Below are 24132 nucleotides of genomic sequence, written 5' to 3'. Positions count from 1 at the left end.
TTATAGCCATTCATTCTGATAAAATAGCGGATTAAAAATCCTTTCAGGTATAGAGATCGAAAAATAAGAAACATAAAACCAAGCCAGAAGGTGAATAACTAACATCCCCCACAAAACGAGTTGATAATAGGTGACTTTTTTGTATTTATAACTAGCATTGATCACAGAAATATAAATCAAAGGCAATATACCTCTGGCTAAACGGTAAAATTCCACAGAATACCAAAGCAAAGGAATAAACATCAATAAAATCACCGAAGCATAAAACACATATTGTGAGAATAGTTTATTTTTTTGACTGATTGTACTTTTAGGAAATCCTAAATGTGCCCAGTATGCTAACCCCACATTCAGCAAGAAAAGAAAAATAACTTGTATCGAACCATTTGTTATTTTTTCAGTATATTGTTGGATTCTTCCGGAATTTGTTGAGAACTCTTCGATTAAATAATTCAAATAGGGAGGAGTTCCACTATAGATTACATAGATCAACTCCAGAAAAATTGCACCACCAACCATTAGTTGAATAAAAAACTTTTTGTTTTTTGAAGATAAAAATAAAAACGGTAGATAAAATAAACTGATCGTATGAAATAAGCTAGCGCTAATTATGCCAAAAAAATATTTTATTTTTTTATTTTCTACTAAATATGGAAATGAATAAATCACAAGAGATATCGCCACTAAATTCCTTAGTTGAATAGTATCAATAAAAAATAAAAATAACGTATAAATAATTATAAATAGATGAGTATTTACGCAATATTTTTTAACTGTCGCACCGATTAATAGGGTTGCAAATAAAAAGACCAACCCACGCATACCAAAGAGTCCTAAATTTAATTGTCGGCAAAACTGTGCAAAATAGTAAAAGCCGAATTCTGTCGCTTTATATTTGATACGTGCATCATCAAAATAAGTTGCTTTATAGTAGACCATGTCTGTATTTTCAGTACCACCTGCAAAAATCAATCCGAGGATCAAAACACTTAATAAGAGTAAATATTTATTGCGTTTATTTCTGAAAACTTCAATAAAATTAAGTATCAGTACAGCAAAATAAGCAACGATGATCATCCAGCAGACACCCTATTCAACATTTTTTTTATAAAACTGGTTCCATAAATCAACTGATTCAAGGTTCGATATCTCCGTTTTTCCATTAAACGACTCACCAGACATAAATAGTTTCTATAATACCGTGATGATTCTATGATTAAAGGTTTCTGTATTTTCTCTTTGGACAATAGTTGTTGGATATCTTGTAGCATCTTTTTTTGATTCGCTGTATTCATGCCGAATTGGGTATAGATATTCAACCCATGTCGTAAAAAATAAGTATAGCGATATTTTTGATAGTAGGGATAAACGCGTTCATTCCATTCAATTTCTCCAATTGTTTCTATAAATATTTGAAAATCTTTCACAGCTGAGGGATTATTTTTTAAAGAAGTACTCGTCAATTCACGTTGACTATATTGATAAACTACTTCGGGGACCAGCTGAATCGTTTGACATTTAGAAACATAGTTAAAATTGAATAAAGTATCTTCTTGCCCATAACGAAATCTTTCATCGAATTTCAAATCATACTCATCTATTATTTTTTTTCGGTACAAACAATTCCATAAATGGAGAAACGTCATTCGATGATCTAAATTAAACAAAGCATAAGCAATCTCTTTTTGATCCTTTAATTGCTTTTCTTCATAGGAGTAATCTATTTCAGACAAAAGCAGTTGTTTCTTATCAATCAACTGCATCGATTTGCCACCTACGATCATATCTGCATCTCCGATTTTGTTAGACAAATAGACATAGATATTGGGATCAATTGCATCGTCTTGATCGATAAAACTAACAAATTCGCCTGTCGCATAAGCTAAACCTGTATTACGGGCTGCACAGATCCCCGCGTTTGTTTGATGAATCAATAATATACGTTCATCTTGTTGTGCAAATTTTTGGCAAATTTGATAACTATCATCTTGTGAACCATCATCAATCAAAATCAACTCGATGTTTTTGTAGGGCTGATTCAATAACGCTTGGAGTGTATTTTCTAAATACAAGCTTCCGTTATAGATTGGAACAATCACGCTAATTCTCTTCAATTTTCTTACTCCTTTCCACTGAAGATCCGATCGAGCCAAGTGGATAATTGATAGTTTTTGTAAAGTTGATCATTTAGTAAATGGTAGTCTGTCTCAATAAAACGTTGTGGAATAACTGGCTTTTTTCGGTCAACTACGCAAATGTTATCAGGATGGTAAAAATCATAATTTTTCACTTCTGGATTTGTTGTAATCAGTTTTCTTCTCATTCCATGTGTCTCAATCGTACGCATCGTGAGACCTGATTGATTTGCTAGCTCTAGATCCAAAATAATTTTGCTCTCTTTAACCACTTCATTAACGATTGTTTGCGGAAGTGGTTGATAGATGAATTCTTCTTTTTTGGCTGTTGCGAGTGTCTTAGTTCCATATTTGTAATAATAAAAATGCCAGATAGAAGGAAGATATAGTTTGAAATAGTAGCTATATTGTTTTTTCTCACAAAGTTCTTTTACTTGATTGATAAATGAGTAACGCATGCTATGACCGAATCCCACAAAAGAAAAAAGATAGGTTGGCTCTTTTTTGTTTTTCTCATCGGAATTTATGTAGAATAATGGCAAAAAATTTAATTCTGCGTATTTCTTGCAGTCTTTCGCATCAAAACTATATAAATAATTAAAATAATCAAAGTATCTAGTCACTTGTGAAAATGTAGCAATTGAATCCCACAAATAGGCTAATTTAGGGATCGGTCCAACAATATCGGTCACCTCTTTGATGAACTTTTCAGGAAACAGTACTGGATTGATAACGAAAAAGTAATCATAATTTTCTTGTCCTATCGCTAATAAAATTTGCTTCAGATAACTCTCTCTTAAGGTATTGAACTTTGTAGAAAGTTTCATTTTTAGGTGTGAGTCCGAAGGGATCGCATTATAATACGTCACTTTTGCGCCTTTTCTTTCTAATTCTTCGATGATCAGCTGTGGATAATCGTAAAATTTCCATGCAATAAACAATATTTTTTTATCCTTTAAGCGTTTGTCCATACTATGCCTTCTCTCAATTTTCTCCGTTGTACTGTTTTGTAATCTCTCGAATCATTTGATTTAATGAATAATTTTTTTGATAGATCGCTATTATTTGTTGTTTGTCACAGCTATGCTCTGCATTTAGGATTGCTCGTGCAAATGAGTGAGGACTATCTGTATTTAATAAGCAACCACCTGTTTGTTCAATAATTTCTTCTACTCCTGTCACCTTTTTGCCAATAATCGGAACACCAGCGCGAATCGCTTCGATCAAAGAATAAGGCAACCCTTCATATCTCGAAGTGATCAAATAATGATCATACCCTGCAACGATTCGTTCACTATCCGTTCTTTCTCCTAATAAATGGACATTTCCCGTCAAATCGTGCTTGATTAAAAATGCTTTGACTTCTTTGAATAGTGGTCCATCCCCTGCCCAGACAAAATGATAATTAGGGTCTTGTTGAATGACTTCTTTTGCTACTTCCATAAATAAAAAAGGGTCTTTTTGAAAAGAAAGACGTGCGTTGTTACCAATAACAATATTCGATTCCTTCAACCCTAGAGATTCTTTGATCGTTTTTTTAGAAGGAAAGTCGATTGCAGGCAATCCATTGCGGATGACTATAAATTTGGATGGGTTATCAAGGTGTAATTTTATACCTGCCATTCGTTCTTCTTCAGATACATTAAACGTCTTCTTCGTTGCATACCTACTTAGCATCTTCTCTATCCAAATAAATAGTGTCTTCTTAGATTGCTTAAATTCCGAAGATAAGAAAGAATACGCATGTGGTGTATAAAAAACTTGCTCAATACGATTTCTTTTAGCAGCTATTCGCCCTAGCGCACCGGCTTTCGAACTATGACAATGCACAATATCCGGTTGAATTTCTTTCATTTGTTGTTTCAAGAAGCGGTAAGTAACATAATCATTTTTCACATCGACATTTCTAGTAAAGGTAGGACAGGGAATAAAGGTAGCTCGATCTTTTAACTGCATATATTGATCAGAAAAACAGTGATCCATTTTTTTTGTTCCATGAATAAAGTAAAGATCAAATTCTTCTTGGTCTAATTGTTCAATCAATTGAACGATATGTTTTCTTAAGCCGCCTTCCATTGATTCACTCAAGAGCAAAACTTTTTTTTCATTTCCCTATCAACACGCTCCTTCAGGACGCAAAATAACAAAAAATGTACGATAGATGATTTTGAAATCAATATAAATACTTCGCTTTTCGATATATTCTAAATCTAGCATCACCATTTCAGAAAAACCGATATTGCTACGCCCGTTAATTTGCCATAAACCGGTACAACCTGGTTTGACCAATAGTCTTTGCTCATCATATTTCGTATATTGCGAAACCTCTCTTTGTAAAGATGGACGAGGACCAACTAAACTCATTTCACCTTTCAAAACATTCCATAGTTGTGGTAATTCATCTAAGCTTGTTTTACGAATGAATCGTCCAAATTTTGTTACACGTGGGTCATCTTTCATCTTGAACATCGCCCCTTCTACTTCATTCTTGCTCAGTAGCGTTGGGAGCTTTTTTTCTGCATCGACACACATCGAACGAAATTTATACATTTTGAATAACTGCTTATTTTTGCCTACTCGGTATTGGGAAAAAATGATTGGTTTTCCCGGCTCTTCCAGATATATCCTAAGAGCAATCCAAAGTAAGAGAGGTGATAAAACCACAAGGCCAATAAAGCTAAAAACAATATCAATGATTCTTTTAGAAAGTTCATATAATTTTTTGCGTTTCAGCTTCACACGATAAAATTGGACTCTCGAGCCAAAGCCCTCTTGAAATTTTTTCGTAACCTCGATATTTTCACTCATCCCATTGCCACCTTTCTTTATCGAATGGATCAAATCAACGAAAGAAACTAAATCGACGATGTTTCACTCTTTGATAAGTAAACGGCTCAATTTTGTTTTCGTATAGGATATCCATCGGCATTTTCTTTAATGATTTAACTTTTTCATTACCATAATCTTTTTGAATAATGTGATATGCTTCTTTTAAATAAAAATTCCTTTTTTCTAAACTATGGGCATCGGAAGCAATCATTTGAACCATATTTAATTGAATCATTGTTTTGGCAGTCTTTTGGATTTTTCGTCCAAACAAACCGACGATACTTGGTGCCGTTCCTTGAGCTAGCGCCCCCATATCTAAGAAAGGCAACAGTTTATTCGGATCATTAATGAATATCCTATTTCTTTCTGGGTGGACGATGATTGGTATATAGCCTTTAGCAATTAATTCAAAAAAGAGCTTTGTTGCATAAAGGGGAACGTCATTCGTCGGGAACTCTATTAGTAGAAACTGTTTTTGCTGCCCAAAACCAATAATTTCTCTTTTTTCTAAATCTTCTATCAACGTACCAGTAATACGATTTTCTTGACCTACGAGCAATTTCAGCTCAATATTGTTACGATCAAATTCAGTTTGTAATTTTGCTACTTCATTGGCTACATTCGTAGCGGGATTCAAAAATCGCCCATTCTTATGATGGGGGGTACACATCAAATGTGTGATTCCTTGTTCTCTGGCTTTCAACGCCATTTTGAGACTTTCATCGATGGTTTTCGGCCCATCGTCAACTCCTGGTAAAATATGACAATGTAAATCGATCATTTTTGAGCCCTACCTTTATTGATAACGACCTTTCTTTTTATCTCACTGATTACATACATTCCAATAGCCATAACCACAGCAAGTATCCCTGCATATATAAATGTTTGGACGAAAGACAATAAGTACCCCCGTACAAAGTAATAAACACTTTCCGTTAAAATACCGATACGATCAATCACACCACTAAAATAGATCCATGTGGGTAATAATAGGAGTGTTCCGCCAGCGCCTAAAAACATCAAGGCGACAAATCGGAATTTTTGATGTGACCAATGAATGGTATGGAGTAATAGCAGAAGTAGGCAAACCAAGATCACACCATTTCCAATAATCAATTGATTCAGCAACGGCTTAAATTGCTTCACTTTATTCACATAGTTAGCTAAAAATGGAATTTCTAACGATTTTTCGGTTGCTTCGATCGAAGAATCCACTAGCCTATTGATTACTTGTTCTTTGTCTTTCGTTACTTGTATGTTTTTTGTTTGAATATAGTGATTTAAATGTTGTTGGATTTTCTCTTTGATTTCTTCTTCTCCAGATAAATCGTATGTTTTCCTCATATAAAGGCTAGTTACATACTTTTTGACATTAGTTTGGACAAATGATAACGAGACAATCTCTTTTAACTGATTCGCCGGGACATTGCTACCTCTTCCAATATCTTGAATTTTCTCGTTAATTTCTTGTTGAACTAATTTTGTATATCGAGAATTTTCCATTTGCTTGCTCATGAAATTAGGATTTGCTAAGGTTACTCTGATACAAAGCAAAGACAAAAAGCAAAGACATGCAACCGAGCAAATATAGGTCAAAAATAAGCGTGCTGTTTTCTTTCTTAAACCTTTCTTCATGCCGACTATCCTTTGTTTATTTATTTTCATTGATCATCGGTCCTGCATGTAATTTTGCAGTTACAAATAATCGTTGATCCGTTAAGCCAATGCTGTCGATCGGATAACAGGTATATAGTATTAATTTGGCATTATTTCTTTGACGAATCTCCTGCTTTATCTGAGTATCATGTTTATTGGCTACTCTTACTTCTTCTACCTCATATTGATAGCTACCGTAATTCGTTTGGATTGTTATAATCTCTTGCGCTTTGATGTTAATTAACTTGCCAAATGAATCACTATTATGCCCAGCAATCAATGTAGTTCCTATTTCTCCTGGAAAAGTGGAACCCATATATTGTCCCGCGCCTTTTCTTAAAATAGTTGCTGAATCGCCAAAATATAATGGTGTTTTTAATTGGATCGAAGGGACAGATATCTCTCCATACAATTGACCATAATGAGGAAATTGAATTTTACTAGAAGAAATCTCGCTTTCTCCATTCGTAGAAAGTTGTTTGATAGCTTCTTTATGATTGTTCTCTTTAAATGTGGGTGCCTCTGCAAGTAACAATGTCTGGATAGAGGAGGTGACAAAGTGAATGACTGGTTTGCCAATCACATAAATCAAAGAATAATTGATGACCAAAAAAAGAAACGCCAACAGACATCCGTTAACTATTCGATTTAGCCCTCCCTTGATTCCTCTCTTACTCACTTCTACGTGCCACCCAATATGCGCCTCCAGCCAACATCAATACAGCACCTAAAGCCACATAGCTCGTGGTATAATCTGCACCGGTTTATTTGATTTCATCTTCTGTATAATAAATAGGAGTACCTGAAGGATCGACAACCGAAACGCCATCTCGATAAAAAGTCACTCTCAGATTTAAAATTTCTCCAATTTTTAAGACAATCGTTTTTAATTGCTCAATCACTGGACGTGGTAAAGCTTTGATCAGATTTTTTAGTGAATGGATCGAACGAACATCGACATTTTGTGAATTATCTAAGATCAATTGACGTGCTTCTCTTAAGTAATTTGCTACCTTTAACGCATTTTCATCTGACACCTGATGGACCTTCAGATAATTTTCTGCTTTTGTGATATCTGTAATATCAAAATCATATTTTTTCCCTTTCACCGTTACACCGGTATAAAGCTCATTTAAAATATCTCTTTCTGCGTTGGTGATTGCCCCTTGTGTTTCAGCATGAACTGCTGTCGGCAACAATAAGCAGATAACTGACACCAATGTAAACAATATCCCTTTAAAATTTTTCATGATCTCTCCGCCTTTCATTAATAAATCCTGTAAATTTAGGATTAACTATGTCTTTTATTCTACTGAGAACCCTCACTTGATTTTTTTTGTTTTTTTAGCCTTCAAACGAATTACTTAAAAAAATAAAAAATGATTTGTATACATAAAAAGAGTTTGAGACAAAAAATTTTTGTCTCAAACTCTTTCATAATTATAAAAGGAAATAAATGAGAGACCTCAGTGACAGCCTCTTACGACAAATGATTTTTTTTCAAAACTTAGGGTCTTCTTTGAAAAAGTTCTTTTGTTTTGTCATTCGTGTACTTTGATGCTTTTCTCTTTAGCAAAGAGTTTCATTTGGAACATGATAGCAGATCACGATCCATAGTAGTAATAGCCTTGATTTTCATCCTCTTTAGAAGCATTGTAAACTACTCCTAAAATATTGGCATTTACTAATTCCAGTAGATGTTTAGCTATTCGAAAATTCGCTTTTTTTGTTAACTTTTCACTGACTACCATAATCGTTCCATCCACTTTTGAAGACAATATTTGTGCATCTGTCACGGCAGTCAAGGGAGGGGTATCGAATATGATCATGTCATAGGTTGCTTCCAACTCCTCAATCACTTCTTCTAAGCGAGAAGAACCTAACAATTCAGCCGGATTAGGAGGTTTCGGTCCACTTGTCATAACAGAAAGATTTTTTTCAAAACTTTCTTGTATACATTCTTTAGCCTTGATGTTTGTACCTAATAATGTGCTAAGACCTACATGTTTCTCTAAAGAAAAAATTTTGTCTAGGGTTGGCTTCCGCATATCTGCATCTATGATCAATACTTTTTGCCCTAGATTTGCGTAAACCACTGCTAAATTAGCTGCTGTAGTTGATTTACCTTCACCTACACCTGGCGAAGTAACCACTAATGTTTGCACTTTTTTACCATAAGGAAAACTATATTGGATATTGGTCCGAATCGTTCGATAGCGTTCTGTAATCGGTGAAGTTTTATCCATGATTGTAATTAAATTTTTTCTGACTGTGGCATTTCTTCCTCTTCTTGTCTTTCTCATTGATTACACCCTTACTTCTTTTTTCGATTTTTTTCTCATTGTCATCCATATAAGGGATACTTCCCAGTACCACCATATTAAATTCATTTTGAATCGTCTCACTATCACTGATTGTTCGATCCATGAATTCTAATATCATAATGATCATCAAACCAATAAATAAACCAATAAGCAATCCTTTGGCCAAAACTATTTTTTTATGTGGCTCTGTTGGTGTTGCACTAAGCGTAGCTTTTGAAATAATCGAAATGCGATCTACATTGAGTAATTTTTTTGCATTCTTCTGAAATTTTTCGGCTGTAACGTTAGCAATGTATTGGGCAAGTTTTGGATCAGGATCCGTTGCGACAATCGAAAACATTTGAGAATTTTCCTTTTGTTTGATACTTATAAGGTTTCGTAATTGCTCAATTGTTAAATGGACACCAAAATTTTTCGCTAAGTCTTGAGACATCTCATCCATTATCAAGTCTCCAGTAATAATGTCTTTATAGGTGGTAATCATTTGCAAGTTGCTGTTGACATCATTAATGTCTGCCGTTTCGTTTTTAGGTAAAGTAACGATTAATTGGGCTTGTGATTCATACTTTGGGACTAAGACAAATGCAATCAAAAGCATGGACATAATTAAACCTAATAAAGCAGAAATCACAATCGCAAATTTTCTTTTTTTTATGATACGCCAAAATTTCTCTATGTTTACTGTTTGCTCCATCCTTATCTCTGATTCTCCTAAATAAAATTATTTATAAACTATTTTTGCTCGTTAATTGACGATGTTCACTTTGAAAGAAAATAATACTTTTTTTATCTTTCTTAGTTGCTATCAATTATCTAAGGGATACTACAGTCAACTATTGACTTAATCAATCTTACTGAAATTAGTTTTTTCATTATCCGTTACATATTTGATGACTGTATATTGCTTGAATGAATCTGGTTTTTCAAATGAAATCACTAGATCAAAATCAGACTCTTTACCTTCATAACTATATTTCCCATAAATTTCTTTGACATTTTTATATTCTTGGCCTTTTCCTTTAACTGTCTTTAAATCAGCTGTTGATAATGTTTCTTTAATAAACTTCAATTTTTTTGGGTCCAATTTATTATTTTGGGTAATCGTTTTTTCAGCAATTTTTGTTAATTGCTTTACTTCTATATCTTGCTTATCGGCCCATGTCATTTCACTACTTGTCTGCGTTGGTTGACTGGAAGAAGCTGTACTATCAGTGCTAGTTGTATTAGTAGTTTTAGTTGATTTACCTGCCGAGCAGCCTGCCAATGCGAAGACAACCATACTTGCTAAAATTATTTTTTTCATTTGTTCATCTCTCCTTAAAATCATTTATCTCATTCTTCCTAAATTAGTACAAAAAAATTTAGTTGCTATATTAGTATAGTATTTTCGTTCATAATACTTTCCTAATTTTTTTATAGAACCCCACAAAAAAATTAATAATAAAAAAAATCCCTTTTAAAATTGCTTATAGAATAACTATAGTTACCTTTATTTATATTGGTTCCCCCAAAATTTAACGAACAAAAAATGGATATTTTGCGTTATAAAGTGATATTTACCAAGCGAAGGAAACTTCAAATGGAAGAGAATCAAATCTGTTTAGGAGAATTTAAAATGATTGAAGATTATATAGAAAAAGACATTATTAGAAAAGTAAAGTTAGTTGAATTTTTATTTGAATTAAAAGAACTGAACGTAAGCGAAACTGCAGAAAGATTGGGTGTGACATTCAACACAATCAAAGCGGATTTCCAAAAATTAGTCATTCGACTCGAAGATGATATCGACTATTATAAAATGACTAGTAGTCATCTACTGATATTTTTCAAACCATCTATTAGGCGCTATGATCTCATCAAACAAATTTACCAAGATTCTAATTTTTTAAGAGTTTGTTCCCGATATATCATGGGAGAAAATGATTATTTAACACTTGTGGATGAAGAGTTTTTATCTGTGACAAAAGTATTCAAAATAAAAAAAGATGTAGAGAACTATTTTGCAGAAGCACTCACCCCACTTACGAAGGAACCCGAAGAATCGCATGAGTTACAGTATCGCTTTTTGATCCTTTCAGTTTGGATGCGGTGTGACTATTTAGATACACAAATTGATCCCATAACAATGGAAAAAGCTGAAAAATATGCAGACAAACTACTTCATATCCTGTCTAATCGTTTAAATAAAACTCAATATACTTTCTTCAAATCCGCCATCTATCTTTCATTGGAACGGCGAAAAAGCAATCCAATTGTCTTTCCAAACGACACTATGAACATTTTTAAAGATGGTATCATTTTCAATATGTTTAGAGAGATTTTCATACAAATCGAGGAACCTTTAACAGATGAAGAGATAGCCTATCTAGCCCTTATTTACCGTACACTTCCTTACAATTCACCAAATTATTTCATGATCGAGATCGATTATCATTATGTAAGAAATCGCTTGATCACCAAGTTTAAAGAAATCGATTTATTGATCGAAATGTTTGAAAAAGAATTTGGTGTGAATTTATTTGGCAATATTTTGTTTGAAGTCCCCCTCTTTAACCTGCTATACACGTGTGCTTTGAACGTTGGTAATTTCTTAGTTACCAAACATATTTTCTTAAGTGCAGAGCAACTAGATTTATTAAATAAAGTCAAGTTTATTTTAAATAAATGGATTGAAGAACTTGATACTCCTATTCATCATATTCCTTATTTTCATCTGCAAGAATTTTGTCAGTTGACCTTTTTCATCTTGACCCATGGGAACCAATCAAAAATAGGTGTGGTCATCGTAGCAGAAAGTGAAACTTCGCATATCGTATTTCGGAATTCATTAGAAAAGAAAATGTCTACAAGTGATTTATTGATTGACACTACCCTTTATTATTCCATGGACGATGTGCCTAAATATATCAAAAAAACCGGTCATCTAATTATTTGTGAGCGAACGCTTTTGAATAAGGAAACCTTTAACACCGAGAATATTTTCCCAATCTTATTGAATTCCATCTCTAAGGATATCAATAAGATTGCGACACATATCATGAACTTTGATTGATCTTCACTTGATACTGAAAAGAATTAGCAAGCAAGATCCAATTTGCTTGCTAATTCTTTTTTCTTTTCTATCACTAATAAAAAAGCTAGTTCAGTACCAATGATTTCACTCTGTTTGTTCGAATAAGCAATATTTCTTTTTTCCACTCAGTAAACTAGTTTGAACAAACTAAGAGCAAGGATGGGACAAAGATTATTTCTCTTCAAATCGCTACTATATAATCTTTATAATCTTTTGCTAATTCTTCTTCTGGCTCTTCGATGATATATCCTTGTTCCTTCAGCACTTTCTTAGTAACAACATAGTGTTTGACACCTGCTTCTACAATAACGACATTCGTTAAAATATTACTAATCTTCCCTGTAGCTAATTCCCCAGAGACAGCACAGGCCGAAACAGTGATTCCACGTTCTAATTTCATGATCATTTCTCCTAACTTCCTAAAATTACTTACTGTTATCATTATAAAAATTTACTTCTGCTCATTTTACAATTATTTTGGTAAAAATTTCTTCTAAGTTACTAAAAATGAAAAACATTCGTTCAAAGACCTTAAAGAATACTTTTTGCAATGAACTAGCAGAAAAAGAGAGCCGCTTTCCTCTTTTCTTAATTTATATTTTAGCAAAACATACAGATAACATTTTTTTATCTATTTCACCTCAGCCTATTTTTTTATCAATAAAATTAACTATCCATTCTTTTTCATTTTTAAACATACTGCTATATTCATACTAAAAACTTAAATGAATCTAGTTGAAAGATAGGATAGAAATAATACATTTCTTTAGCTTCCTTCGGTCAATGACTCTATTTAGTTGCACAAAGTATTAATTTTAACTATTTCTTCCTTTTTTTAGAACAGCCTCAATAATTGAAAAAAAATCAAAGTCAGTTGGAATTTTTTACTTTTATATCAAAAAGACGAACTTTAACAAAAAAACGCTCAAAGCGTTCTCTATGCTTTGAGCGTCTTTCATACCTTTTATTTAACAGGTACATTTACAGAAACAAGTTGTTTTCCATCGAAACTTAGACTTTCAATTGTAAAACTATTTGCTGAAGCTGGAATCTTATTACCAATATAAACTTCAAATTGGTTGCCTTCTTTTAATTTAAAGCCTGGTTTGTATTCCTTATTATCAACAGTTAATTTGATAGAACGGATATCTCCTTTGTAAGTCCCTGTTAGATACTCTGAATTACGTGTATATTCATTTGGAACTAATTCTGGTTGGAAAACTGAAACTTCTTGACTTACTAAGACATTTCCAGATTTATCTAGACCTTCTAATTTTATAGATTTTGAATCAGCCGTGATTTTATTACCAATATAAACTTCAAATTGGTTTTCACCAGTGATTTTAAAACCAGGATTGCTTTCTTGTCCATCTACTACTAATTTGAATTTCTTAATGCCGTCACCGTTGAATGTACCTCTCATATATTCATCGCCACGGACATATTCATTGATACTTAAAGTTGGGGATTGCACAGTGATTTCTTTTGAAGTCAATTGTTGTCCTGATTTATCTAATCCAATCAGCGTAAATGTCGTTGTTCCTACTGGTACTTTGTTACCAATATATACTTCAAATTTATTACCTTCAGTGATTTTAAATCCTGGGTAATTTTCTTGTCCATTAACTACTAATTTGAATTTTTTAATTGCTTGACCTGTGAACGTTCCTGTTAAATACTCATTGCCAGCTAGGTATTCATTTGGTTGTAACTCAGGATTTTGTACATTCACATCTTGAGAAACAATTTCTTGACCTGTTTTATCTATTCCCACTACTTTAATAGAATTAACATTTGCTGGTACTTTATTACCAACGTAAATCTCAAATTTACCGTCAGTTAATTTGAATCCTGGGAAGCTTTCTTGTCCATTAATAATCAATTTGAATTTTTTAACGCCTTCCCCTGCAACAGTACCTGTTAAGTATTCATTAACGAATGTACTCATTAATTGTCAATTGCGGTGCTTCTACTGTTACATTTTGTTCGACAATTGTTTTGCCGGCTTTATCTAATGCTTCAAGCTTAATAACTTTTGAACTTCCAGTAATTTTACTTCCGATATAAACTTCAAATTTACCATTTTCTAATTTAAAGCCTGGTTCATATACTTTACCATCAACAGTTAGTCGGAATTTATTAATGCTGTTGCCTTGGTAAGAGCCTGTCATGTATTCACTACCTAAAACAAATTTATCGACAGACAATGATGGTGCTTGAACTTGTACTGTTTGAGAAGCAACTTGTGTGCCTGCTGGGTTAAATGCTTTTAATGTAAACTCAGTTGTTCCTTCTGGGACACGATTTCCTACATATACTTCAAGTTTTCCATTTTTTAATTTAAAACCAGGTTCATAGGTTTGTCCATTGACAATCAATTGGAATTTTTTGATGTTCCCAGTAATTGTACCCGTTACATATTGATCTCCTAATGTATATGGATTAAGTGTTAATGTTTGTTTCGATTTTTCTTCAAGTGCTTCTTGTGCTTTTTGGATTTTGGCTAATAATTCTGTTTTTGTTTCGCTTGCTTTTAAAGCATCCACTTTTGCTTTGGCTGCATTGATTTGCTCTTGCGTATTTTCTGGTTTTGGTGTATCTCCATTGAATAACGCATTTACTGCTTCTGTGGCTGCTTGTACTTTCGCAGCTTCTTCAGTTGCTTCATCCAATGCTTGTTGTGCAGCAGTGATTTTTGCTAGTAAAGCTGTTTTTACTGTCTCATTTGTTAATGCATCTACTTTTGCTTTGGCTGCGTTAATTTGTTCTTGTGTATTTTCTGGTTTTGGTGTATCACCATTAAATAACGCATTTACTGCTTCTGTGGCTGCATTTTCTTTTTCTACTTCTGCATTTAAAGCATTTTGAGCTGTCGTAATTTTTGCTAATAAAGCTGTTTTTGCATCACTATTTGCTAATGCATCCACTTTAGCTTTAGCTGCATCAATTTGTTCTTGTATATTTTCTGGTTTTGGTGTATCTCCATTGAATAACGCATTTACTGCTTCTGTGGCTGCATTTACTTGTATTTCGTCTAAAGCATTCTGAGCTTTTGCAACCTTTGCAAGCAAGTCTTCTTTTGCTTGACTATATGGCAGAGCATTTACTAATGCTTTGGCAGCGTTAACCTGTTCACTTGTATTATTAGGTTTAGGTACTTGATTATCATTGAATAAGTTATTCACTGCTACCGTAGCTTTATTTATTTGATCTACTTCAGCGGATGCTTTATCTAGAAACGGTGTAAGGAAATTAGCCCAGTATGCTGAGATATAGCTACTACTAATATCTCTTGGAATATAATTATTCATTTCTTGACGAACATTATCAATTCTACTTTGAGTAACACCTGGAGCTAAGACACCACTCGTTGAATAAATTGAGTCAAGCAATGTACTGATTCTGTTTCTACTTGTGATTGCACTTTGTGGGACATCGGTGAATTTACGATAGTTACTTGTATTCCAACGAGCAATATCTCCCTTACCAGTAGCCACATTAATAGAAAAATTAGTTGATGTTCCTTCAGCTTGGAATGTCACTTGAACATTTATTGTATTTGAATATTGCGAAGTAGAAAACTTCACATTTTTCCCTTGAACATTAACCTTTATGTCATTCGCTGTTAATGTGGAACTAGGTTGTTTGAAGATTGAAAAAGTAATTTGAAAAGTAGCTCCTCGCACAGTATTTGGTAGTGTCCCAGAATAATTATTCGTCGGTGTTGATGGTAATACTTCTCCAATATTCCAATCAAAATTGGAAGGATTCACTGTTTTTCTTTCTGTAGCTGTTAGATTTTGTTTTTGAGTCAACGTGTTCTCGTTTGAAATAGCCTCCGAATTTTTTGTATTTTTTTCAGCAGTAGTTGCTGTTTGATTTTTTTCTGCTGCATAAACCAATGAGGTTCCTGCACTAGCTGCACTTGAAACAAGCACTAAGCCTGCAGCTGACGCAGCAAGTAGTTATTTTCTAAGTTTTTTGCTTTTTGATAGATTTTTCTTTCCCATTTTACATTAAAACCTCCTATTAAATTGTCAATAAATTTTTATTGATAGACAAATTATAGGCGACCTCCAAAAAAATTTTTTTCACGTTTTTTCAATTTCAAGAATACTTATGTTAAAAAATAAAAATCTCCAATCGAATAAACGTCTATCCTTTTTCCTATAAAAAATGATTGCTCTCCTAAAGTTATCCACATCAAATATTGTTACATCAATGTCTTAACTCATTCCTAGCAAAATAAATTTCTTCTATCTTTTTTGAAATATAAAAAAAAAATATCTGAGCCACTAATAATATGCTTAGGTCCTAAACAGAAATCTTTATTTGGATAGGAGAAAGGATGAAATACAATGAAAAAGAAAATAATTGTTACTTCAGCTACTGGTATCATGCTATTTTCAAATTTACTTTTACCAAGTGCCCAAGTACTAGCTACCCAAGAAAATCTCTCATCAACTAATACTCAAGTTATTCCTAAAGCCTCAACGCAAAGTTTTACATTAAAAGGCTACGATAATACAACTTTTGCTCAAATCAGTGTTGCTAACAGTAACCTTCACTTGCAAACCTTCGCTGTTCAACCACATTGGGGCTTCTATGGAGATACTTACGCAAGTTTACAAATTAAGCGTGGAACACAAGACGTCTACAAAAAAAGCTTTGTCGGCAACCAAAAATTGACAGCTGAACAAAAAGATATTCCTTTGCAGGATGGAGATATCGTAACGATCACTCATCGTGAAGCGAATGATACTCGTTTTGTTGCTACAGATCCTTCTTTAAAGGGCAATACTGCCGGCAATTACACCTATTTTGTTAAAAATGGCAAATTAGAAAACATCACTTTGCAACTGGCAGAAGCAACGAAAGCTGTCAACGAGTTGTTCAATCGCGACACACCTAAACTGGGCATTACCCAAGAGCAAGCAGATGCAGCAGCAGCTAAACTTAATGCACTACCAGATTATCTAACTCAACGCGATCAGTTATGGAATAAGCTGGAAAAGGCCTACAATGCCATCAGTGTTCAAGCTGAAACACAAGGATTTACCTTAAAAGGTTATGATAATACAACCTTTGCTCAAATCAGTGTTGCTAGAAGTAACCTCCACTTACAAACCCTCGCTGTCCAACCACATTGGGGCTTCTATGGAGATACTTACGCAAGTTTACAAATTAAACGTGGGACACAAGTGGTTTATCAAAAAAACTTTGTCGGCAACCAAAAATTGACAGCCGAACAAAAAGATATTCCTTTACAAAATGGGGATATCGTAACGATCACACATCGTGAAGCGAATGATACTCGTTTTGTTGCTACAGATCCTTCTTTAAAGGGCAATACTGCCGGCAATTACACCTATCTTGTTAAAAATGGCAAATTAGAAAACCTCACTTCGCAACTGGCAGAAGCGACGAAAGCCGTCAATGATTTATTCGATGGCGAAACACCTAAAGCTGAAAATACACAAGAACAATTAAACACAGCTTTAGAAAAAATCAATGCTTTACCTAACGGATTAGCTGAACGAACAGCTTTACAAAAAAAATATGACCAAGCTTATCTTGCATTAAAAACCTATAAAAAAACGATGTTCACCACAGCATATCCAGGAAATACTGCTGCTGCAGGAATTTTAATGGGGAAAGATCATGATCGTCAAGATTTAGGTATCCAATTAACAAAAGGTGCAAAAATTACCATTAGACAAACGAATCCAAAATTCACTTCAAAAATGACGTTGCGTTTATTAACCAATAATTCAAGTACTGAATCTGCTATTGATTTCACAACAAACAATGTCACACTAACTGCTAAAGCTTTAGCAGTACCATTTGTTTATACGCCATATAATCAAGAAAATGGGGAAAAACCACAATTAGAATTTACTGTAGAAGGACAAAAAATCCTATTACCAGTCTTTAGTAAAAATGGGGATATCGAAGCATTTAAAGATACTTGGAATCAAACAAAAGGTTATGGATTGATCAAAGGAAAGAGATTTCAAACTTTCTTACCTGAACAAAATCGCAATCAAGCTTTAAAAGTGGACCTCAACCGTCTAATTGATAAATATGATAATGATATTATCGGATCCTATAATGAATTATTAGGTTTATCTGACAATGACCCAAATCCATTGAACCGTTCTTCAGAACGTAGATATTTCTATAAAGCAGATGCTTCAGGTGCGGGTGCTCTTTATTATGGTGGCCTTTGGGCAGCACAAACTAGTACGTCTGGCGACGCTTGGTTAGGCGATGGTTGGGGAGTGCTTCATGAAACTGGTCACGGCTATCAAGGAAGCTTTATGAACAAAGGAATGGATGTCGGTGAAGTTTGGAATAATCTATATGGTGTAATTTATAATTACAAACACATGGGTAAAACTGCTGCCGATAAAAATTCTTGGCTTTATGATTATGGACACAAACAATCCATTGAAAATGCATTAAAGAATACAATCAATAGTGCTGATCCAAAATTCAATAGTCAAGATTTACGTAAAAAATTAGTCATTCTTTCAAACATCGTTGATAAAGCAGGAAATGAAGGCTTTACAAATTTCTATACAAACTACCGAAAATTTGCTAGTCAGTCAGGATTCAATGCCAATAACTATCCATTACCAGATTTGATCACAACTGAAATGGGTGCACCGAAGAAAGTGGACTTTTCTGCTGTCTTAAACGCTTGGGGCTTATCAGTATCAGAAAAAGCGAAAAAAGCAGCCGCAGATAATGGCTACCAACAAGTGGCTCATTTGGCACAAGTGGTTCCTGATAATCGATTAGATGCAGCGATTCAACAATTGACACAAAATAATCGTCTAAGTTCCGTTTTATCTTTAGTTACAAATGAAGAATTAAAACCATTGAATCTAACAAGCAACGTTACATTGAAGTTTAAAGACGGCAACTTGTTCGAAGGTATGAAATTGCGTATTTTAGATGGAAATAAACTTTATAAAGAAATTACTTTAGGTAGCGATCCAGTTACGATCAACAACATGCCAAATGGTGTATACTCTCTTGAATTGGGAACAGACACTGGTTATATCCAAAAACCATATCTTTTTGTGAAAGACAATGGTACAGTAACTATTTCATTAAATAACTATCTCAAAGAAGCCACAGAAGCTGTTGACCACTTATTCCAAGACAATGATCATTCGAAAATCAAGACAAATCTGATGCAAAAAGATATTGATCAAGCCAAGAAAAAAGTAACGGCTTTACCAAACAGTAGCCAAAAAGATAACTTATTGACACGATTAAATAATGCTTTTGATCAATTGCAAGAGTTTACTTTCAAAGGATTAGGAAACTTCCATTTTGCTTCCTTTGACGTAGCAAATGGCGTAGCAACCGTACGTACAATAGCTGGTACTCCGCATAGTTACTTCAATGATCGCTATGCAAGTATCACTATTTCACGTAATAATGAAACGCTCTATCAAAAAGAATACATTGGAGATCGTCATTATGATGCTAAAACGGATACGATCAATTTGAAGGAGGGCGACACAGTTACTGTGACACACCGAGAAGCAAATGCAACTCGTTTAGCCATCAATCATGAGAACTTGAAACACAATACAAGAGGAACATACCATTACGATGTACGTAACGGATAATTAGTTCTAAGAAAGTAAAAAATGTTATTAAAAATTCTATACTAACTATTTAACTGAAGCTGGAGCAACGATTGCGGCTCTTTGTCAATCATGAAGAGACTGGGACAAAACTTGTCTCAGTCTCTTCTAGTATTTCTAAATACGAATAAACGGTGAGATAAAACTAGTATCTTCGGAAAATTTGAGGAGCACCAAGCAGGTAACAATCAACATCAAAAACTAGTGTTTGTATTTCTTGTCAATTTTCGGAAATTCTTTCTTATTTCTTGATACTGAATAATTTTGTCTCAACCTCAAATTATAGAGTCACTATTGCCCCAGCCACTTTATTAAGGATGATTATTTTATGAAACGATCACGCAATCAAAAAATTGATCACTTGAGAGCATTAGCAATTTTGTGTATCATTCTTGCTCATACAGGATTACAAGGAATCCTGTTCAATTTGCGTTGTTTTGATGTGCCATTAATGGCCTTTTGTTTAGCTATTTCTTATTACTATAGCAGCAAGAATCTCTCCTATATTTCCTATGTCAAAAAAAGATTCACTCGTTTAATGGTTCCAACTTATATATTTCTGGCGTTATTATTTACATCACTTTTTTTCATTGCTCAGATTACCGATACTCCTTATCAATTTAATATTTTTTATATTTTGCACGCTTTTTTCATGGATACAGGTTATGGTTATGCTTGGATTATGCGAACGTTTTTTCTTGTATCTTTACTCATGCCCTTCCTGTATAAATTGAGCAAAAAATATCAGCACTTTGTGGAAATACTTGGTATTTTCACTTTATTATTAATCCTCCAAATCTTTTTAGTTTATTTGATTCCTTATGTTCCAAGCTCATGGCAAATCCTTTATACTCAACTCGTTCCTTTAGCTTTTGGCTATTGTCCGATTGCTTTACTAGGATTACTTGTTTTTCAATTAGACCGAAAAAAACTATTACACTTATCAATTGTTATCTTATGTTACTTAAGCATTAGTTTCTATCTCTACGGACTCCATGGATTAACTTACTTTAAATACCCACCACAGTTGCCTTTTATTTTATATGGCTGTTTCTGTGGCTGTTTCTTATGGTATATGTTAGCTAAATATGAAGGGAATTTCTTCGCCCCTATCAGTAATTATCTTTCTCTTCATTCACAAGAACTTTATTTTATTCATATTTTCTATATTTATATTTATGAGTTTTATTTACCAAAGGAAGGAAGTCTGTTAAACAATTGGTTCTTTAATTTTATCTATTTACTTTCTATGTCATTACTTACGTTGTTTTTGATCAATCAAGGCAAAAAGAAAGTAAAACAAATTAAGAACAAAACACGCCAAGTAGAATGTGACGAGTAACCGCAGAAGCAGGAAAGAAAAATCTCTCGCATCAACTTTCCCTACTGAAAGTCAGCTGTTTAAACGTCTTTTAGCCATTTTTTACATGCGAAAGAGCTTGGGCTGTTCGTTTTTGTCCCAAGCTCTTTTGATTTATTCTTCTTCTGCTTCAGGCAATTGATGAAATTTGATCAACTCATTCACAGCCACAGGTACGACTGATAAAAAGCCTACTAACAACCAATGGTTTAAGCTAACATGCACTAAGCCAAAGAGTTCTTGGGTAAACGGTAAAAGTGCAATGACCGTAGTGATGACCAATGAAAGTACCGCCATTTCCAATAACGATTTATTCGTTGCTAAGTTCACTTTGAAAATTGACTGACTGCTACGCACATTGAATACATGGAGGATTGACGAGTATGCTAACACTAAAAAGGCAACTGTCTGTCCAACTTCTTGTCCTGCATCGACCCAAGGGCTAATAGTATCGACATAGCTTCCCAAATAATAACCAAACAAAGTCACGATCGTAAATATAGTCGCATTGATCGCAATTTTTTGTAGTAATCCTCGAGCAAAAATCCCTTCATTCTTAGGAATCGGTGCTTCGTCCATGATCCCTTTTTCTGCTGGTTCACGCCCCAAAGCAAATCCAGGCAACCCATCAGCAACCACGTTGACAAACAACAATTGAACTGCTGTAAACGGTGCTCCCCAGCCCACTAGCATCGCAATCAACACAATAAAAATTTCTGAGACATTACAACTCAACAAAAAGTTGATCGCTTTACGAATGTTTTGATAGACGGAACGTCCTTGACTAACCGCATCGACGATCGTTGCAAAGTTGTCATCGGTCAAGATCATATCTGATGCACTCTGTGCCACGTCAGTTCCAGTGATTCCCATTGCACACCCTACGTCACTTGCCTTCAAGGCGGGAGCATCGTTGACGCCATCTCCAGTCATAGCCACCACGGCACCAGTTCGTTGCCATGATTTAACGATCCGGATCTTGTCTTCCGGCGTAACACGAGCATAAACAGAAAGGTCTTTGACACGCTCGTCTAATTCATCATCAGATAGTGCTTGTAGTTCTGAGCCCGACAGTGCTTCGGCTGGATTTGATAAAATCCCTAATTCTTTGGCTATGGCACTAGCCGTAACAACATGATCTCCTGTGATCATCACTGTTTTGATTCCTGCTTTTTTTGCTCGTTTGATTGCTCCTTTACTTTCAGGACGAGGCGGATCAATCATACCGATCAAACCAATCAAACGTAAATCTTTTTCTAATGCTTCTGAAGTGATTTCTTGCGGTTCTTCTTCATAGGTAGCATAACCTACCGCAATGACCCTTAAAGCTTTTTTCCCAAAGCTATCATTGACGATCGTGGCCTGTTCAATGTCTCCTGAAGTAAAACGCGAAGCTAGGACGTCAAAAGCGCCTTTCGTAATTGAAATGTATTTTTCACCCATTTGATGAACCGTTGTCATCATCTTACGGTCTGAATCAAAGGATAGTTCTGCCACTCTCGGGTACTTTTCTTCTAATTCCTCTTTTGTGTGATAATTTTCTTCAACCGCTCGTACGATCGCGGCTTCTGTAGGGTTTCCTTTGACAATCAATTCATCATTTTCTTTTTCGACCGTCACATCGGTACAAAGAGCAGCCATCTTCAAGATTTCCATCGCACTGTTGGTCATTGAGTCCTCTACATCAGTCACTTCATCTTCTTTGCTCCAAACTCGGCGGACACGCATTTTATTTTGTGTCAGCGTTCCCGTTTTATCTGAACAAATCACATTGGCTGTTCCTAAAGTCTCAACTGCGGGGAGCTGACGAATAATGGCATGTTTCTTCGCCATTTTTTGGACACCATATGCTAAAGTCAATGTAACGATAACTGTCAATGTTTCTGGCACCGCAGCGACGGCTAAAGAAATGGATGTCATAAACATTTCCAGTAAGGGTTCTCCTTGGAGTTCACCAATAATAAACACTAACGCTGCAGCAGCTAATGCGATAAAACTGATGCGTTTGCCTAGTTGATTCAATCGAATTTGTAATGGTGTTTTTTGAGCAGTGTTGTCATTTAAAAGTCCAGCAATCTTACCCATTTCGGTTTTCATCCCGATAGCGGTCACAATCGCTTTCCCACGACCAGCTGCGACTGTACACCCTTTAAACACCATATTGATTTGATCACCTAAGGCATCATCTTCTTGACTCACATAATCTGCATCTTTTTCGACCGCTTCACTTTCACCAGTCAGTGCCGATTCCTCTACTCTTAATTGCGAGGTTTCAACTAATCGAGCATCCGCCGCAATGGCTGAGCCAGATTCCAAGACCAGAACATCTCCCACAACTAGGTGTTCAGCATCCACTTTTTCAACTTTGCCATCTCGGATGACTGTGGCAGTTTGCTTGTTCATATCCTGAAGAGATTCCAACGCTTTTTCGGCATTTCCTTCTTGTACGATAGCTAATACTGAATTAATGATTACGATCGCAATGATCAACAGTCCTTCAAATAAATCCCCATGTTCGGTGGCAAAGGCAGTATAAAAAGAAATGACTGCTGCTACAAGTAAAATAATCGTAGTAAAATCAGATAAACTTCGTAAAAACTTTTTTGCCAATGACTCTTTAGGCGCTTCCTCAAATTTGTTTTTCCCTTGTTCTTGACTTCTTTTTTCTGCTTCTTGGGTCGTTAACCCCTGTTCAATTGTTGTTTTTGTTTCACTCTCCACTTCTTTCACTGTTTTCTTAAAATCATCCATCCTATTCCTCCTTTATTTTAAGCACACAAAAAAGGTACTTATTTTACTATACCACTGTTAAATTGCCTTATTCAACTATACCGCTTGTTGCTTCTCTAAAATAAGCATATCTCGTGAGCTTCTTTTTTGCAACCGTTAACAAAGTGTGCTATATTATAAGTGTAAGGAAGGAGGATACCATCAAATAAACAAAAGAATTTCTCGATAGATTAGTATAAGCAAACAAAGTTGTTAAAAGGTACAGGTTTCACCAATGAGGTCATGTGAAGTATAATCTTTTACAAATAGTGAATGCGTATGAGGCGTTAGATCATGCAGTATCTAAACCAGAAGTAACATG

At 34.6% G+C, this 24132-nt stretch carries 19 protein-coding genes and 1 pseudogene; 3 read left to right on the top strand and 17 right to left on the bottom strand.

Annotated elements, in window-relative coordinates:
* From IGK91_RS01095 to IGK91_RS01035, 13 genes and pseudogenes are all read right to left on the bottom strand, one after another.
* Nucleotides 1-1077, bottom strand: coding sequence for an EpsG family protein (locus tag IGK91_RS01095; protein WP_081123159.1), 1077 nt, complete (start codon nucleotides 1075-1077; stop codon nucleotides 1-3).
* Complete coding sequence (locus tag IGK91_RS01090; protein WP_010720305.1) at nucleotides 1074-2114, bottom strand: glycosyltransferase family 2 protein; 1041 nt, start codon at nucleotides 2112-2114, stop codon at nucleotides 1074-1076. The genes IGK91_RS01095 and IGK91_RS01090 overlap by 4 nt, the downstream gene beginning before the upstream one ends.
* A 5-nt stretch (nucleotides 2115-2119) precedes the next feature.
* On the bottom strand, nucleotides 2120-3106 hold the full coding sequence (locus IGK91_RS01085; RefSeq protein ID WP_010720306.1) for a hypothetical protein: 987 nt from the start codon (nucleotides 3104-3106) through the stop codon (nucleotides 2120-2122).
* A 13-nt stretch (nucleotides 3107-3119) separates the two neighbouring features.
* The gene (locus IGK91_RS01080) at nucleotides 3120-4223 is read right to left on the bottom strand and encodes a glycosyltransferase (RefSeq protein WP_241546966.1); all 1104 of its coding nucleotides are present in this window, start codon (nucleotides 4221-4223) and stop codon (nucleotides 3120-3122) included.
* Between the two features lie 27 nt (nucleotides 4224-4250).
* A complete protein-coding gene (locus IGK91_RS01075; RefSeq protein ID WP_010720308.1) occupies nucleotides 4251-4943 on the bottom strand; it encodes a sugar transferase in 693 nt (230 codons plus the stop codon).
* Between the two features lie 34 nt (nucleotides 4944-4977).
* The gene (locus IGK91_RS01070; RefSeq protein WP_010720309.1) at nucleotides 4978-5745 is read right to left on the bottom strand and encodes a tyrosine-protein phosphatase; all 768 of its coding nucleotides are present in this window, start codon (nucleotides 5743-5745) and stop codon (nucleotides 4978-4980) included.
* Complete coding sequence (locus IGK91_RS01065) at nucleotides 5742-6467, bottom strand: hypothetical protein (RefSeq protein ID WP_223603459.1); 726 nt, start codon at nucleotides 6465-6467, stop codon at nucleotides 5742-5744. The genes IGK91_RS01070 and IGK91_RS01065 overlap by 4 nt, the downstream gene beginning before the upstream one ends.
* Before the next feature lie 148 nt (nucleotides 6468-6615).
* The gene (locus IGK91_RS01060) at nucleotides 6616-7299 is read right to left on the bottom strand and encodes a class D sortase (RefSeq protein ID WP_010736874.1); all 684 of its coding nucleotides are present in this window, start codon (nucleotides 7297-7299) and stop codon (nucleotides 6616-6618) included.
* A pseudogene (locus IGK91_RS01055) lies at nucleotides 7292-7372 on the bottom strand (LPXTG cell wall anchor domain-containing protein); the annotation flags it as partial. The gene IGK91_RS01060 and the pseudogene IGK91_RS01055, both read right to left, overlap by 8 nt.
* Before the next feature lie 12 nt (nucleotides 7373-7384).
* Entirely contained in the window at nucleotides 7385-7870 is a 486-nt protein-coding gene (locus IGK91_RS01050; RefSeq protein ID WP_258924949.1) for a cell wall protein, read from the bottom strand.
* Between the two features lie 354 nt (nucleotides 7871-8224).
* The gene (locus tag IGK91_RS01045) at nucleotides 8225-8923 is read right to left on the bottom strand and encodes a CpsD/CapB family tyrosine-protein kinase (RefSeq protein WP_010720313.1); all 699 of its coding nucleotides are present in this window, start codon (nucleotides 8921-8923) and stop codon (nucleotides 8225-8227) included.
* Nucleotides 8859-9638 (bottom strand): YveK family protein, encoded by a 780-nt coding sequence (locus IGK91_RS01040; RefSeq protein ID WP_240187618.1) that lies wholly within the window; start codon nucleotides 9636-9638, stop codon nucleotides 8859-8861. The genes IGK91_RS01045 and IGK91_RS01040 overlap by 65 nt, the downstream gene beginning before the upstream one ends.
* Nucleotides 9639-9785: 147 nt before the next feature.
* Entirely contained in the window at nucleotides 9786-10247 is a 462-nt protein-coding gene (locus tag IGK91_RS01035) for a hypothetical protein (protein ID WP_010720315.1), read from the bottom strand.
* A 276-nt stretch (nucleotides 10248-10523) separates the two neighbouring features.
* Between IGK91_RS01035 and IGK91_RS01030 the strand changes: the two genes are divergently transcribed.
* Nucleotides 10524-11996 (top strand): helix-turn-helix domain-containing protein, encoded by a 1473-nt coding sequence (locus IGK91_RS01030; protein WP_081124958.1) that lies wholly within the window; start codon nucleotides 10524-10526, stop codon nucleotides 11994-11996.
* A gap of 202 nt (nucleotides 11997-12198) precedes the next feature.
* On the opposite strand, the gene IGK91_RS01025 is transcribed toward IGK91_RS01030, so the two are convergent.
* From IGK91_RS01025 to IGK91_RS01015, 3 genes are all read right to left on the bottom strand, one after another.
* Nucleotides 12199-12417 carry a hypothetical protein gene (locus IGK91_RS01025; RefSeq protein WP_010720317.1) on the bottom strand — a complete coding sequence of 73 codons (219 nt, stop codon included), beginning with the start codon at nucleotides 12415-12417 and terminating at the stop codon, nucleotides 12199-12201.
* 564 nt (nucleotides 12418-12981) lie between these two features.
* Entirely contained in the window at nucleotides 12982-13965 is a 984-nt protein-coding gene (locus tag IGK91_RS01020) for an immunoglobulin-like domain-containing protein (RefSeq protein WP_258924948.1), read from the bottom strand.
* Nucleotides 13949-15955 (bottom strand): toxin Cry1Ac domain D-VI-related protein, encoded by a 2007-nt coding sequence (locus IGK91_RS01015; RefSeq protein WP_240187616.1) that lies wholly within the window; start codon nucleotides 15953-15955, stop codon nucleotides 13949-13951. The genes IGK91_RS01020 and IGK91_RS01015 overlap by 17 nt, the downstream gene beginning before the upstream one ends.
* A gap of 420 nt (nucleotides 15956-16375) precedes the next feature.
* Here IGK91_RS01015 and IGK91_RS01010 point away from each other — a divergent pair, with 420 nt between their 5' ends.
* Complete coding sequence (locus tag IGK91_RS01010) at nucleotides 16376-19663, top strand: putative mucin/carbohydrate-binding domain-containing protein (protein WP_181934161.1); 3288 nt, start codon at nucleotides 16376-16378, stop codon at nucleotides 19661-19663.
* Nucleotides 19664-20009: 346 nt separating this feature from the next.
* Complete coding sequence (locus IGK91_RS01005) at nucleotides 20010-21023, top strand: acyltransferase family protein (protein ID WP_010736869.1); 1014 nt, start codon at nucleotides 20010-20012, stop codon at nucleotides 21021-21023.
* Nucleotides 21024-21155: 132 nt separating this feature from the next.
* Here the strand turns inward: IGK91_RS01005 and IGK91_RS01000 are convergent, their stop codons facing one another.
* Complete coding sequence (locus IGK91_RS01000; RefSeq protein WP_034866035.1) at nucleotides 21156-23792, bottom strand: cation-translocating P-type ATPase; 2637 nt, start codon at nucleotides 23790-23792, stop codon at nucleotides 21156-21158.
* Nucleotides 23793-24132 lie beyond the last annotated feature (340 nt).

Source organism: Enterococcus sp. DIV1208, from assembly GCF_050530455.1.
GTDB lineage: Bacteria > Bacillota > Bacilli > Lactobacillales > Enterococcaceae > Enterococcus_B > Enterococcus_B hirae.
Note: the sequence above shows the minus strand (reverse complement) of the source record. Positions and strands in the feature narration are given on the sequence as shown.

Coding starts and splice junctions, on each gene's coding strand:
- IGK91_RS01095 (WP_081123159.1), bottom strand. CDS start 1,077: ATGATCATCGTTGCTTATTTTGCTGTACTGATACTTAATTTTATTGAA.
- IGK91_RS01085 (WP_010720306.1), bottom strand. CDS start 3,106: ATGGACAAACGCTTAAAGGATAAAAAAATATTGTTTATTGCATGGAAA.
- IGK91_RS01075 (WP_010720308.1), bottom strand. CDS start 4,943: ATGAGTGAAAATATCGAGGTTACGAAAAAATTTCAAGAGGGCTTTGGC.
- IGK91_RS01070 (WP_010720309.1), bottom strand. CDS start 5,745: ATGATCGATTTACATTGTCATATTTTACCAGGAGTTGACGATGGGCCG.
- IGK91_RS01065 (WP_223603459.1), bottom strand. CDS start 6,467: ATGGAAAATTCTCGATATACAAAATTAGTTCAACAAGAAATTAACGAG.
- IGK91_RS01050 (WP_258924949.1), bottom strand. CDS start 7,870: ATGAAAAATTTTAAAGGGATATTGTTTACATTGGTGTCAGTTATCTGC.
- IGK91_RS01045 (WP_010720313.1), bottom strand. CDS start 8,923: ATGAGAAAGACAAGAAGAGGAAGAAATGCCACAGTCAGAAAAAATTTA.
- IGK91_RS01040 (WP_240187618.1), bottom strand. CDS start 9,638: ATGGAGCAAACAGTAAACATAGAGAAATTTTGGCGTATCATAAAAAAA.
- IGK91_RS01035 (WP_010720315.1), bottom strand. CDS start 10,247: ATGAAAAAAATAATTTTAGCAAGTATGGTTGTCTTCGCATTGGCAGGC.
- IGK91_RS01030 (WP_081124958.1), top strand. CDS start 10,524: ATGGAAGAGAATCAAATCTGTTTAGGAGAATTTAAAATGATTGAAGAT.
- IGK91_RS01025 (WP_010720317.1), bottom strand. CDS start 12,417: ATGAAATTAGAACGTGGAATCACTGTTTCGGCCTGTGCTGTCTCTGGG.
- IGK91_RS01020 (WP_258924948.1), bottom strand. CDS start 13,965: ATGAGTACATTCGTTAATGAATACTTAACAGGTACTGTTGCAGGGGAA.
- IGK91_RS01010 (WP_181934161.1), top strand. CDS start 16,376: ATGAAAAAGAAAATAATTGTTACTTCAGCTACTGGTATCATGCTATTT.
- IGK91_RS01005 (WP_010736869.1), top strand. CDS start 20,010: ATGAAACGATCACGCAATCAAAAAATTGATCACTTGAGAGCATTAGCA.
- IGK91_RS01000 (WP_034866035.1), bottom strand. CDS start 23,792: ATGGATGATTTTAAGAAAACAGTGAAAGAAGTGGAGAGTGAAACAAAA.